The organism is Halopenitus malekzadehii, from assembly GCF_900108505.1.
GTDB classification, from domain to species: domain Archaea; phylum Halobacteriota; class Halobacteria; order Halobacteriales; family Haloferacaceae; genus Halopenitus; species Halopenitus malekzadehii.
Genome location: NZ_FNWU01000014.1, coordinates 27,689 through 41,208, shown reverse-complemented (window position 1 = coordinate 41,208; position 13,520 = coordinate 27,689). Strand labels below are relative to the sequence as shown.

At 68.4% G+C, this 13,520-nt stretch carries 12 protein-coding genes and 1 pseudogene; 8 read left to right on the top strand and 5 right to left on the bottom strand.

Translation table 11 applies throughout. The annotated features are described in order from the left end of the window. The 4 genes and pseudogenes from BLW38_RS13390 to BLW38_RS13375 all read left to right on the top strand — a co-directional run. Positions 1–306: pseudogene (locus BLW38_RS13390) on the top strand (Lrp/AsnC family transcriptional regulator); the annotation flags it as partial. After that, positions 303–1,040, top strand: coding sequence for a precorrin-2 dehydrogenase/sirohydrochlorin ferrochelatase family protein (locus BLW38_RS13385; RefSeq protein ID WP_092817715.1), 738 nt, complete (start codon positions 303–305; stop codon positions 1,038–1,040). The pseudogene BLW38_RS13390 and the gene BLW38_RS13385, both read left to right, overlap by 4 nt. Next, entirely contained in the window at positions 1,037–2,386 is a 1,350-nt protein-coding gene (hemA, locus tag BLW38_RS13380) for a glutamyl-tRNA reductase (RefSeq protein ID WP_092817714.1), read from the top strand. The genes BLW38_RS13385 and hemA overlap by 4 nt, the downstream gene beginning before the upstream one ends. 93 nt (positions 2,387–2,479) lie before the next feature. Beyond that, entirely contained in the window at positions 2,480–3,244 is a 765-nt protein-coding gene (locus BLW38_RS13375; protein ID WP_092817713.1) for a Nif3-like dinuclear metal center hexameric protein, read from the top strand. Between the two features lie 41 nt (positions 3,245–3,285). Here the strand turns inward: BLW38_RS13375 and BLW38_RS13370 are convergent, their stop codons facing one another. The 3 genes from BLW38_RS13370 to BLW38_RS13360 all read right to left on the bottom strand — a co-directional run bounded on the left by BLW38_RS13370 (position 3,286) and on the right by BLW38_RS13360 (position 6,539). Continuing rightward, positions 3,286–4,710, bottom strand: coding sequence for an NAD(P)/FAD-dependent oxidoreductase (locus BLW38_RS13370; protein ID WP_092817712.1), 1,425 nt, complete (start codon positions 4,708–4,710; stop codon positions 3,286–3,288). Positions 4,711–4,806: 96 nt separating this feature from the next. Beyond that, the gene (locus tag BLW38_RS13365; RefSeq protein WP_092817711.1) at positions 4,807–6,303 is read right to left on the bottom strand and encodes a sodium:solute symporter family protein; all 1,497 of its coding nucleotides are present in this window, start codon (positions 6,301–6,303) and stop codon (positions 4,807–4,809) included. Beyond that, positions 6,300–6,539, bottom strand: a complete 240-nt coding sequence (locus BLW38_RS13360; RefSeq protein ID WP_092817710.1) for a DUF3311 domain-containing protein — start codon at positions 6,537–6,539, stop codon at positions 6,300–6,302. The genes BLW38_RS13365 and BLW38_RS13360 overlap by 4 nt, the downstream gene beginning before the upstream one ends. 273 nt (positions 6,540–6,812) lie before the next feature. Between BLW38_RS13360 and dnaG the strand changes: the two genes are divergently transcribed. Then, on the top strand, positions 6,813–8,222 hold the full coding sequence (gene dnaG / locus BLW38_RS13355) for a DNA primase DnaG (RefSeq protein ID WP_092817709.1): 1,410 nt from the start codon (positions 6,813–6,815) through the stop codon (positions 8,220–8,222). A 44-nt stretch (positions 8,223–8,266) separates the two neighbouring features. On the opposite strand, the gene BLW38_RS13350 is transcribed toward dnaG, so the two are convergent. Then, positions 8,267–8,803 (bottom strand): GNAT family N-acetyltransferase, encoded by a 537-nt coding sequence (locus BLW38_RS13350; protein ID WP_092817719.1) that lies wholly within the window; start codon positions 8,801–8,803, stop codon positions 8,267–8,269. After that, positions 8,803–10,116: a DUF92 domain-containing protein gene (locus tag BLW38_RS13345; RefSeq protein WP_092817708.1), complete on the bottom strand. Its 1,314-nt coding sequence runs from the start codon at positions 10,114–10,116 to the stop codon at positions 8,803–8,805. Before BLW38_RS13345 ends, BLW38_RS13350 begins: the two co-directional genes overlap by 1 nt. 173 nt (positions 10,117–10,289) lie before the next feature. On the opposite strand from BLW38_RS13345, the gene BLW38_RS13340 reads away from it, so the two are divergent. The 3 genes from BLW38_RS13340 (at position 10,290) to pepF (ending at position 13,500) form a co-directional block, all read left to right on the top strand. Next, on the top strand, positions 10,290–10,898 hold the full coding sequence (locus BLW38_RS13340) for an undecaprenyl diphosphate synthase family protein (RefSeq protein WP_092817707.1): 609 nt from the start codon (positions 10,290–10,292) through the stop codon (positions 10,896–10,898). Between the two features lie 147 nt (positions 10,899–11,045). Continuing rightward, a complete protein-coding gene (locus tag BLW38_RS13335; RefSeq protein ID WP_092817706.1) occupies positions 11,046–11,564 on the top strand; it encodes a GNAT family N-acetyltransferase in 519 nt (172 codons plus the stop codon). 139 nt (positions 11,565–11,703) lie between these two features. After that, complete coding sequence (gene pepF / locus BLW38_RS13330; RefSeq protein WP_092817705.1) at positions 11,704–13,500, top strand: oligoendopeptidase F; 1,797 nt, start codon at positions 11,704–11,706, stop codon at positions 13,498–13,500. Positions 13,501–13,520 lie beyond the last annotated feature (20 nt).

Below are 13,520 nucleotides of genomic sequence, written 5' to 3'. Positions count from 1 at the left end.
GTTCCCGAGGACGTCCTCTCGGAGGTCGGGCCGGCCGTGGCCGGGATGGACTTCGTCACGCACTGTTATGAACGGCCGCGCCACGAGGGTGTCTGGGAGTACAACTTCTTTGCGATGACTCACGGGCGCAGCGAGGCGGAAAGCGAACGCCGGATCGCCGAGGTTGCCGAGACGATGAACGAGTACTGGGACGTCGAGCCGTCCGATTGGGACACCCTGTTCTCGACGCGTATCCTCAAGAAGACGGGGATCCGGATCGCGGAACGTGCGGACGGAAACACGTCGTCACAACGCTCGTCGACGTGATCCCGCTCGTTCACGACTTCGCCGGGGAGACCGTCCTCGTCGTCGGCGGCGGCGCCGTCGCGACTCGCAAGGCCCGGAGGTTCGCGGCCGAAGCGTCCGTGATCGTCGTAAGCCCGACGTTCACCGACCGGCTCCGGTCGGCGGACGGACGGGCTACTGAGGACGGGCGGGATGCCGGAACCACGACCGAAACCGATGGCGGACGGATCGAACTGGTTCGCCAGCGCCTCGAACCCGACGACGTCGCGGCATTGATCGACCGCGCCGAACCTGCACTCGTGGTCGCTGCCACGGACGATCCGGCGATCAATGCCGCGACGGAGGCGGCAGCGCGCGATCGCGGAGTCCTGATCAATCGCACGGACGTGTCGGGCGGCCGCGATCCGGGAAGCGTCGTCGTCCCGGCCACGGTCGAGGACGGGCCGGTGACGTTCGCGATCACGACGGGGGCAACCAGCCCCGCGGTGTCGCGGTACCTCCGCGAGCGCATCGAGGCCGAATTCGACGGCATCGGCGACCTCGCACGGCTCGTCGGGGACGTTCGCATGGATCTGATCGACCGGGACGTCGATCCCGAGACCCGTCGTGAGGCCGTCCGATCGGTCGTCCGATCGCCGGCCGTTCAGAAGGGTTTACAAACGGGGGAGACGAACCCCCGACAACTGGCGGACGGGATCGTCGAACGCGTTCGGGACCACGCAGACGACCCCGGAGACACGTCGGAGGGACAATGAACCAGACGGGAGTACTCACCGGAATAAGCGTTTCACACGCGAGTGCAAGCATCGACGAGATCAACGCCGCCGGGGCGGAGTCGGCTCGCGGAACCGTCTCCGACCTCCTCGCGCGGCCGGGCGTCGATGAGGCGTTCGCGATACGGACGTGCAACCGGTCCGAGGCGTACGTCGTCACCGATCGAGTCGCCCACGGCTACGACGCGCTCGAGTCGTTCGCGCCCGACGTCCGTGACGGTGCGATCCAACGACTCGCCCACGAGGAGAGCCTTCGCCACCTGATGCGGGTCGCGGCGGGTCTCGAGTCGCTCGTGATCGGCGAGGACCAGATCATCGGCCAGGTTCGGGAGTCCTTCGAGGCCGCGCGGGCGGCCGGGGGGATCGGCCCGGTCCTCGAGGACGCGATCACGAAGGCGATCCACGTCGGCGAGCGCGCGCGCACCGAGACGGCGATCAACGAGGGCGTCGTCTCGCTGGGATCGGCCGCCGTCGATCTGGCCGATCGCCGGCTGGACCTGGCGGACGCGACCGCGCTGGTCGTCGGAGCCGGCGAGATGGGCACCCTCGCCGCCAGGGCGCTCGACGACACCGGCGTCTCGCAGATCCACGTTGCAAACCGGACGATCCCTCACGCCGAGTACGTCGCGGCGGAGGTCGACACGGACGCGACCGCGATCGCGCTCGCCGACCTCGCCCGCGTGCTTCCGCGGGCCGATCTCCTCGTCACGGCCACCGGGAGCCCGGAGCCGCTCGTCGACCCCGCGGACCTCACGGACGCCGGCGAGATGGTCTGTGTCGACATCGCTCGCCCACGGGACGTCGATCCGGCGGTCGAGTCAGTCGACGCCGTCACGCTGTACGACATCGACGCGCTGGAGTCGGTCACCAGCCGCACCCGCGAGCAGCGGGAGGCCGAGGCGCGCGCGGTCGAGGAGATGATCGACGAGGAACTCGACCGGTTGCTGGAGTCGTTCAAGCGCCGCCGCGCCGACGATGCGATCGCGTCGATGTACGAGTCCGCCGACCGGGTCAAGGCACGCGAGCTCGAGAAGGCGCTCACGAAGCTCGACGCACAGGGCGGGCTGACCGCGGAGCAGCGCGAGACGGTCGAGGCGCTTGCGGACGCGCTCGTCGGCCAGCTGCTCGCCGCCCCGACGAAGTCGTTGCGAGAGGCCGCAGGCGAGGACGACCTAACGACGATCCAGACCGCGATGCAGCTGTTCGATCCGGAGTTCGACGCGCCTCCGTCAGACGGTGCCGCCACGGGCAACGGGACCCAGTCACCGGACGCAGGTGGGAGTCACGAGGGGCGGTCCGACGGCGTCCACAACGAGGTCTCGGACTGACCACCATCGGTGTTCCGTCCTCGGCGTGCCGTCCTCGACGGCGTCGAGTTTCCCTTCGCCGTTTTTAATTCGCCGTATTGCGGATCCGAACATATGGAACTCACCACGCTCGCCGACAGGCTTGACGAGACGCTCTCGACGGCGGCGTACGCCGACGTGGACGCGAGCGCGAACGGCCTCCAGGTCGGTCCCGAGGAGTCGTCCGTCGAGCACGTCGCGGTCGCCGTCGACGCCGCGGACGCGACGATCGAGACGGCTGGCGACGCCGGCGCCGACGTCCTCGTGACCCATCACGGGATCTCCTGGGGCGGTATCGAGCACGTGACCGGCCGGACCTACGACCGGATCGCCGCGCTCGTCGAGAATGACGTCGCACTGTACGTCTCACACCTCCCGCTGGACGGGCATCCGGCGCTCGGCAACGCGGCCGGGGTGGCCGAGGCGCTCGGCGTCGCCGACCGGAAGCCCTTCGGCGAGCTCGGTCCCGTCACGATCGGCACGATCGGCGAGCTTCCGGAGCCAATCGACGTCGGGACGGTAGCGGAGCGGCTCGAGGAGTTCGAGGGGCGTCAGCGTCCCGTGCAGGTCCTCCCGTTCGGTCCCGAGGCGGTCGAGCGCGTCGCGATCGTGACCGGTTCCGGCGCCGACTGGCTCGATGAGGCCGTCGATCGTGGCGCGGACGTGCTCGTCACCGGTGAAGGGAAACAGCAGATCTATCACGAGGCGCGTGAGGCCGGGATTTCGGTCTGTCTGGCCGGCCACTACGCCACCGAGACGTTCGGCGTACGGGCGGTCCAAGAGCGGCTCGAGGAGTGGGGTCTGGAGACGACGTACGTCTCACACCCGACCGGACTCTAGGGCGGTGGGGAACTGCCTCGGGCGACGTCGGGCGACGGACGCTAGGCGCCGTCCGTCGGCGATGGCTCCGGGGATGCCCCGGTCGCGATCCGGTCGGCGGCCTCGAAGCCGGCGACGATCCCGCCGTTGAGCGATCGCTCGGGGTATTGGGCCCGGCTTGCCATCCCGGCGTAGGAGACGCCCGGAAGGCCCTCGGTGGCGAGATCGTACGGGATGACCATATCGAGGTAGCCACGCTCGTAGACCGGCGCGGCCCGGGGGTTTCTGGAGATCCGGACGTCCCGAACGGTGGCCTGTGAGAAGTCGGGAAAGAGGTCCGCGATCCCCTCGAGCCACCGGTCGGTCAGCGCCTCGTCGTCGTCGGTCCAGTTCGACTCCTCGGGCGATTGGACGTAGCTGGCGACGTACAGGAGGTGCTCGCCGCCGTATCGGTCCGGTGGGACGAAGTTGGTGTGCTCGATCAGCGCACCGAAGGGTGCCTCCTCGCCGATGTTGAGCCAGTAGGTGTCGGTGAGCGGCTCCTCGAGCGTGAGCAGCGCACAGACCGCCCCCTGGAAGTCGATGTCGCAGCGATACCCCGTGAGATCCTCGAGGACGTTCGGCATCGTCGCGACGATGATGCCGTCGACCTCGGTCGTCGTCGGTCCGTCGGGCGTCTCGACGGTGATCGTCCGGGCGGGACCGCGTGCTGAGTCATCGTCGGTACCGTCGGCGTCGGCGTCGGCCGCGTCGACCGCGTCGGCCGCGTCGGCCGCGTCGGCCGCGTCGGCGAACCCGACCTCCGTCACGCGGGCGTTCGTGGTGACGTTCTCCCGGTCGATCGCGTCGATCAGTGCCTCGAGAAGGACGCCGACCGAGCCGTCGAAGTAGCCGAGGACCTCCCCGCGCAGGAGGTCGCGCTCGCCGCGGAACTTGATGCGGCCGAGCAGCCACGCGGCCGAGACGTCCGCGACCCGGTCGCCGAACTTCGCCTCCAGCAGGGGCTCGAAGAACCCCTCGTAGACGCCCCGCGTGGTGTGATCGAGCAGGAACTCCCGAACCGGCACGTCTTCGAAGTCGGTCAAGTCCTCGTAGGTATCGGTCGAGGGGATCCCGCCCCGGACGTCGATCTCCTGGGTGAGCATCGCGAGCCGAAACGTGTCGTACAGGCTCAGCTCCGGATACGCGAGGATCTCCCAGGGCGTATCGAGCGGGTGGACGGTCCCGTCGACGTAGTAGGCGTTCTTGCCCACGCGCCACTCGATCCGGTCCGCGACGCCCAGATCCTCTGCCAGCTCGACGATCGTCTCCTCCGAGCGGGAGAGGTGGTGGTAGAACCGCTCGATCGGGTCGCCGTCGGTCCCGTACAGGCCGGCCAGCCCGCCGACGTCGTCGGACGCCTCGTAGACGTGGACGTCGTGGCCGTGCCGCTGAAGCCGGTAGGCGGCCGCGAGTCCGGCGATCCCGCCGCCGACGACTGCATACATACTGAACCGTGTGAGCGAGCGGGGTAAGTGCGTTGTGGAGTCGCAGTCGTGTTGTGGAGTCGCGACCACGCCGTGGCGTGAATCGTCGGTGGACGATCAATCCGCCGTCACGCTGAATCGGGAGACGTCCTCGTCGGGGACGTGGTCGGTGACGAGCGAGACGCCGACGGCGAGGGCTCCCGCGAGGACCATCAGCCCGAGTGCGACGTCCCAGCCGGCGTAGGTCAGCGGCAGGGTGCGCCGGGCGTTCGTGAACGGGATCGGAACGGACTCGAGGAGGACGTGTGCGAGGTAGATGGCCTGCGGGATCACGATCGAGGCGACCATCCCGGTTCGGGTCGCGCCGTCCCAGTAGAGCGCGACGAGCGCGACCGGCGTGAGCAACGCGAATCCCGAGAACGCGGTGTCGCCGACCTCGATCAGAGTTCCCGGACGGGTGAGACTCGCGAGGAACGCCAGCGTCGCGAAGGCGGTGACGCCGAGGCGGGCGACCCACGCCTCCCGGCGCGCAGTCGCGTCCGGCCGGATGAAGGGGCGGTACAGATCGCGGGTGAAATACGACGACCCCGACAGCAGCATCGAATCGGAGGAGGACATCATCGCGGCCATCGCGCCGGCGACGACGAGCGCGGCGAACCAGACCGGCGTGTACTCGGTGAGCAACACCGGGAGGACGTTCGCGCCCTCCGGGACGTCGATCGGGAGGCCGGCCGCCCACGATCCGAGCAGGAACGCCGGAACGAACAACAGGAGCACGAGCACGGGCCAGAGCGCGAACGACCGCTTGAGCACGCGCTCGGAGTCGGCGACGAAGAACCGCTGGTTGATCTGCGGGAACATCGTCACCCCGAAGGCGATGGTCACGGCCGAGGAGATGATGAACTGCGGCGTGTAGACGCCCCCGCCCAGCGCGGCGAACTCGGGGTTCGCCTCGACCATAGCGGTCGTCGCCGTCGAAAGTCCACCGATTGCCGAGAGGACCCAGCCGACGGCGATCCACGTGATCGAGAGCATGAACAGCCCCTGGACCGTGTCCGTCCAGGCGACGCCGCGCATTCCCGCGATGACCACGTAGCCGATCATAAAGGCGGTGATGAGCGCCGCCCCGCTCCAGTACGGGATCGTTCCGCCGGTGAGTCCGACGATCGCCTCGCCGGCGCCCATCTGCTGTAACATCACGTACGGGAACAGCCACAGCAGGCTGACGCCCGCAACGAGCGCGCGCAGTCCCGGCGATCCGAACCGATCGCCGAACATCTCACCGAGCGTCATATAGCCGTGCTTTCGCCCGATGAGCCACTGTTTGTAGCCGATGACGTACCAGAGGATCGCGAAGATGATCCCGTCCATCACGCCCATCACGAGGATCCATTCGGGCCCCGCCGCGTACGCGAGGTTCGGACCGCCGAAGAAGGTGAACGCGGACAACAGCGTCGCGAAGGTCGTGAACAACAGCACGACGGTGCCGATCGAGCGCCCCGCGAGGTAGTAGTCCTCCGCACCGGACCCGGCCACCCGGTAGGCGACCACCCCGATCGCGAACGCGACCACCAGATACGCGATCACGATCCCGAGTTCGAGGGTCGCGCTCACCGCCGATCACCGTTCTCCTGACGGCCGGGATCGAGGCCCATTCCGCGATTCCACGCGGTGCGGGTGAACAGGTAAAACACCACGGAGCAGAGCCCCAACCACCCGATATGCCACCACAGCCAGACCGGCAGTCCGGCGATCACCGTCCCGGTTCCCCACAGGAACCACGGGACGGCGAACGCGACGAGGATCACGAACGTGAATATCCACGTCAGATCTCGTCTGGATCGATCCATATGCGGCGCTCTTTCCCTCGGACGCCTAAAGGTGTCCCTCCCGACAGTCGTTGCCCTCGATATGGTTGTTGCTCTCCAGATGGACGTTGCCCTCGAGATGAGCGTGCCCCCGATAGGCGGTAGCTTCGGAAGGACGACGCATCTACTCACGAACCCGACGCTCACGGACGTTCGATGCTCGTCCCCCGTACGACAGCTATTTCCGCGACACGATCCTATATAAACGTACTGGCGGCAGCGCGTCGCCGTTTATATCATCATCACTGATCACGTATGGAAGACACAGCGAAATACCTCATTCACGCGACCATCGCCGCCGACGGCGTCGTCGAGCGGTCCGACGTCGTCGGCGCGGTCTTCGGGCAGACGGAGGGACTGCTCGGGGAGGAACTCGACCTCCGGGACCTCCAGCAGTCCTCGAAGGTCGGTCGCATCGACGTCTCGATCGAATCGGAGAACGGACAGTCGTTCGGGGAGGTGACGGTCGCCTCCAGCCTGGACAAGGTGGAGACGGCGATCCTCGCCGCCGCCCTCGAAACCATCACCCGGGTTGGCCCCTGTCGGGCCTCCGTCGAAGTCACCCAGATCGAGGACGTGCGTGCCACCAAGCGCCGCGAGGTCGTCGATCGGGCCAAGGAGCTGCTCGCCGGCGGGTTCGAGGAAACGGCCCTCTCGAGCGACGAGGTGCTCGAGGAGGTCCGCGACGCGGCCCGCATCGAGGGGATCGCGGAGTACGAGGGGTTGCCGGCTGGCCCTCGCGTCCGCGACTCGGACGCGATCATCGTCGTCGAGGGGCGCGCGGACGTCCTGACGCTGCTCGACGCCGGGATCAAAAACGGCATCGCCGTGGAGGGAACGAACGTCCCCGAGGCGGTCGCGGACCTCTCCCAGGACCGAACCGTCACGGCCTTCCTCGACGGCGACCGCGGCGGCGAACTCATCCTGCGGGAGCTCGGACAGGTCGGCGACGTCGATTACGTCGCCTTCGCCCCCGCCGGCGAGTCGGTCGAGGACCTCGACCGCAGCGCGGTGCTCGATGCGCTCCGCGGGAAGGTCCCCTACGAGACGCTCGCGGAGGAGCCGAACGCACGGGAGGTCGCTCGCGACCCTCCGTCGGGGTCGCCGACGACTGAGTCGTCGACCCCTGGCGGAGCGACCGAAGACCCGTCCCCGACGGAGGAGGATGCGGATACGGACGCCGACGTCGACGTGCCTGCCGAGGCGGACGCCGACGTCGATGCATCCGCCGAGGCGGACGCCCGCAGTGGGACGTCCGATGACGAGAACGCCAGCGTGGAGACGTCCGCCGAGACGACGGACGACGTCGATGTGTCCACCGAGGGAGATGACGATGCCATCGCCGCCGCCGGACCTGGCGACACGAAGTCGGTCCGCGACCACGTTTCGGATGTGGTTGCCGCCGGTACCGGCCGCGCCAGGCTGCTCGGGCAGTCCGGTGAGGTGCTCGCCGAAGTCGACGCTGCGGCCGCCTTCGACGCCCTCGAGGACGCCGATCCACCCCCACACGCCGTGGTACTGGACGGGGAGATCTCCCAACGGCTGCTCGACATCGCCGCACAACGGGGCGTCTCCCAGGTCTTCGGTCGGTCGACCGGGTCGGTGGTCAAACAGCCCATCGGGACCCGCGTCACCACGGTCGAGGACGCGGCGGTCGAGGCCTGACTCGGGACTGCAGGCGGGATGATTTCCCCCCGCATCGATCGCGTTCAGCCATCGTCGCTGGCGGTCGAGTCGCCTTCTCCGACGGCGTCGTCACGGCCCGGATCGGCGCGATAGCGGATCGCATCGCGGTCTCCGTACTCCTCCGGGAGCCGTTCGACCGGCCGGAAGCCGCAGGACGTATACAGCGATCGCGCCGCCTCGTTCCCGGCGGCCACGAGCAGCGTCACCGGCGTGTCGACTCCGAACCGGGCCGCCGCCAGGAGTTCACGGGCACGTCCCTCCCGGCGGACGGCGGGATCGACGACGAGCTCGGCGAGGTGTCGAGTCTCGGGGGCGTCGATGAGGAGGGCGTACCCGACGACCGACTCGGCGCCGTCCTCGTCGATCGCCGCCGAGACGAGAACGGTTCCGCCGGCGGAGCCGCTCGCCGTGAGCCCGTACTCCAACAGCGCCGGCGAGGGGTCGGTGAGGTACCGCTGTAGACGGTGTAGCGGGAGCGAATCGCCGGGACGAGCGGGTCGAACGCGGCTGCTGCGGTCGGCGTGGCCGGGAGGGCTGCCGCGGTGATGATCGTGGTCCATCACGGGAGCCACACGCTCCCCGCGGCGGCCGCGAGGGCGCCCGTCAGGGTCGCGAGGAAGTTAACCGTCTGGTTGCCGATCCGTCCGCCCTCGAGGATCGCGCCGAGGAGACTGTCCGCGGTCATCCCGACGACGCCCGCCGCCAGCACGAGTGCGCCGCCGGCGACCGGGTCGCCGACCGGCATCCCGATCGCGGCGAGGACGCCCACGAGGCCGGCCCCCGTGATGCCCGCGAGTTCGCCATGAAGGGTCACCGCGCCGTCGGTCCCTGGCTCGACCGGCTCCAGGGTGGTGATGAGTCGCGGGTCGTCGTACAGGCCGCCGATCTCCGAGGCGAGCGTGTCCGCCATCGCCGTCGAGACGGCGCCGGCGAACGCGACCGAGAAGACGACGCCCGGCAGGGAGAGGTGTCCGGTCGCGGCGTATCCCACGACCGCCGCGAGCGCGACCGCCGAGTTCGCGAGCACGTTGCCGCTTCCGCGAGCCCCCTCGTTCTCCTGGGCGACGCCCCGAGTGGTCTTCTCCTCGAACCGGAACTTGGAGGCGAGCCCGCCGATCGCGTAGAAGGCGATCAGGACGACGAACCACCCGACGCCGCCGAGAACGATCGTCAACAGTCCCAACAGAACGCCGGTCACCATCCCGGGCACGGAGGCCGTCCCGAGCGCGTAGGAGACGTAGCCCAGCGCAATGGTGACGCCCAACGCGAGGACGATCCCCTCCACGGTCATCTCGGGGGTGATCTCGACGAACAACCACGACAACAGCGCGACCGCGATCATCACGAGCGGGTCGTCACGCTCGAGCAGCATCGACCGGAGCAACGCCGCGGCCAACGCGCCGACGGCGGCGATGAACACGAATCCGGGCGGGGCGATCGGGGTTGTGCTGGCGACCGCCACGGCGACCTGCGCGCCGACGCCCGCGAGGGATCCGACGATGACGAACGCGGTCGCGTGGGCGAACTCGTCATCGGTAATCGATCGAACCGCCTGCGTCCCGAGGTTTCCGAACGCGAGGAGAATGACCGCCGCCGCGTAGACACGCACCGGCATCGTCACACGCGGGAGCGTCGCAAACAGGCCTAATCCCGTGGCCGCGAGGGCGAATCCGGCAAGCCCGTTCAACCGGCGGTCCCGGCGATCGCCCGGCCGCGCGAACAGCTCGAAGACGGGCCCCTCGCGGACGACGAACGCCGCCAGTCCAGCGACGATGGCGAACGGCACTGCGACGGCCGCGCCCGTCCACGGCGCGGCCAGCGCAAGCAGCGACACCGCGGCGAACCCACCCGCCCGTCGGATCCTCGACTGCACGTCCGCGCATACCCTCGACGGTCACTTAACCCTCCCGACATCGGGGGGCGGCGCCGCAGTCGGGACCTGGCGTCGTCGAGGCGCGGCGTCCTCGAAATGCGGTGTCGTCGAGACGTGGCATGTTCGCTCCGTGTCCCGGTCGGTTTTTGCCGATCGACCGCGTTCTCTCCACTGTGGGACTGTACGATACGTATCTCGCGATCCGCCACCGGATCCACGAGGCGGACCCGCCCGGCCACGTCGCGGTCGTGATCACCGAGCGGGACCTGCTCGAGCAGGGCGCCTACGACACCCTCGAGCGGTTCTTCGGCTGGGCGTTCGGCCGCGGCGCCGACCGCGTGACGGTCCTCGTGTCGGTCCTCGATGCGGCGGTCGTGGAGACCCTCGAGCGTGAACTCCGCCGCGTCGACGCACCCCGCCCGGTGGCCGTTCGCGGCCCGGGAGACACCGAGCGGGCCGACGCCCCGATCCAGGTGAGCATCGGGCTCGGCGGCAAACGCGAGTTCGCCGAGGCCGTCCGGGAGATCGCCGACGACGTCGCGACGGGCGATCTCGATCCCGACGCGATCGACGAGGCGACGATCTCGGAGCGGCTCGTGTTCCCCGACGAGCCGGACCTGCTCATCAAGACCGGGGCCGAGCGGCTGTCGGATTTCGCCATCTGGCAGTCGGTCTACTCCGAGCTCTACTTCACCGACGTCAACTGGCGTGATTTCCGCGAGCGCGATTACCTCCGGGCGGTACTCGACTACCAGAACCGGAAGCGTCGGTTCGGGACCTGAGACGTCGTCGAGCGTCCTCCGAGATGTTGACGATCGTCTCCCGAGACGCCGGCGATCGAGATCGTCCTCGTCGTCCGCCGGCGTCGTCCCCCCTCGCTCGCGGCGTCGGTCGGCGCGCTTATCGGCCCCGAGGCGTAACGATATCGCGTGTCCCGTTCCGTCGATCCGACGATCAGGGAGGTCTCCCGAGCGGACCTGCTATCGGTGGTTCGGATCGAACGGGCGGTCTTTTCGGATCCGTGGCCCTACGACGCCTTCGAGCGGCTGCTCGATGCACCGGCGTTCCTCGTCGCCGAGTTGGATGCGTCAACGTTCGACTCCGATCGACGGGATGCGATCGATTTCGAGGCGCCGATCGCCGGATACGTCGTCGCCGATATGACGCCCGATTTCGGACGCGATATCGGACACATCAAGGACATCGCCGTCCACCCGGACGTGCAGGGGAACGGGATCGGCAGCCAGCTACTTCGGTCCGCGCTCGCCCGGCTCCGGTTCCGTGGCGTCGCCGTCGTCAAGCTCGAGGTTCGGGCGGGTAACGGACGAGCACGGTCGATGTACAGCGATCACGGGTTCACGCCGATGCGCCGGGTCTCGCGGTACTACAACGACGGCGAGGACGCGATCGTGATGGTGCTCGACCTCGAGGACTGGACGCCGCCGTAGCCGGTCTGCACGGCGGGTCGTCCACACGGGAGTGAATACCGCGTCGGCGTCGCGGTTACGACACGGTTATGACGGGGTCGATGCGGCCGGGGGAACGAATGTGGGAACTTTTAGGGTCGATCACGCCCTCCCGTTCGCTATGAGTACGGTCCCCGACCGGAGCGAGATCGACGCGCAGTACCGATGGGATCTGGAGGACATCTACGCCGACGACGAGGCGTGGGAGACGGCCTACGAGTCGGTGTCCGACCGGGTGGATGAACTCGGCGAGTACGAGGGGCGAGTCACGGCGGACCCTGGGACGCTTCTCGAGCTGCTCGAGCTTCGGGAGTCGGTGCTGCGCGAGGTCGCGAAGGTGACGACTTATGCCCGGCTGCGCAGCGCGGAGGACACGACGAACCAGACCTACCAGGCGATGGCTGCCCGGGGGTCCTCGCTCGGATCGACGGCCTCGAGCGCGATCTCCTACCTCGAACCGGAGCTCCAGGAACTGACGAGCGCGGAGATCGAGGCGTTCATCGACGCCGAGCCCGCCCTGGAGGCCTACGAACACTACTTCGAGGACGTCCGCCGGATGAAACCGCACACCCGGTCCGCGGAGGTCGAGGAGGTACTTGCGGATCTGTCGGAGGTTACCGGCGCACCCTCCGAGATCTACTCGATGCTCACGAACGCCGACATGGAGTACGGCACCGTCGAGAGCCCCGACGGCGAGCCGGTCGAGATCACGCAAGCAAACTTCACGAAGCTGCAGACCAAACCCGACCGCGAGTTCAGACGCGACGTTCACGAGACCTTCTACGACCAGTGGGCGGACGTCCGCAACACGGTCGGTACGTCCCTCGAAAAGGCGGTTCGCGAACACGTGACGAGCGCGGAGATCCGCGGCTACGACACCGCCCGAGAGGCCGCACTCGATGGGTCGAACGTCCCGCCCGGGGTTTACGACACGCTCGTGGATACCGTTCGTGAAGACCTCGACGCGCTCCACCGTCACGCCGAGCTGAAGCGATCGGCGCTGGGCGTCGACGAACTCCGGAGCCACGACCTGTACATGTCGCTCACCGGCGACGAGGGGCCCGACGTCGAGTACGAGCAGGCGGTCGAATGGGTGACCGAGGCGGTCGCCCCGCTCGGCGACGCCTATCAGGAGCGAATGGCCGAGGGGCTCGAGAGCCGCTGGGTCGACGTCTACGAGAACGACGGGAAACGATCGGGGGCTTTCTCCTCGGGGACCTACGACACCCAGCCGTTCATCCTGATGAACTACCAGGACGACATCGCCTCGCTGTTCACCCTCGCCCACGAGCTCGGCCACTCGATGCACTCCGAGCTGGCCGCCGACGCCCAGCCGTGGCACGACGCGAGCTACGACATCTTCGTCGCGGAGATCGCCTCGACGGTCAACGAGACCCTGCTGACCCAGCACCTCCTCGAGACGCTCGAGGACGACGAGCTGCGAACGCACGTCCTCGACGAGTACCTCGAGCGCTTCCGGAGCACGCTGTTCCGCCAGACGATGTTCGCGGACTTCGAACACCGGATCCACTCCCGGATCGAGGACGACGAGGCACTCACGCCGGACGTCCTCGATGCGACCTACGGCGACCTCAAACGGGAGTTCTACGCGCCGGCGACCCTCGAGGGCGGGATCGAGCGCGAGTGGGAGCGCATTCCCCACTTCTACTACGACTTCTACGTCTACCAGTACGCGACCGGGATCGCGGCCGCCGCCGCCATCGTCGACCGGATCCTCGAAACGGGCGAGCCCGCCGCGGCCGACTACCGAGATATGCTCGCTGCCGGCGGCTCGGACTACCCCCTCGAGGTCGTCCGCCTCGCCGGGATCGATATGGCCGATTCCGGACCGATCGAGTCGGCGATCGACGTCTACCGGAGCTACCTCGACGAGATCGAGACGCTGTTGGAGTTGTAGGCCCGCGCGCCGGTCGACGG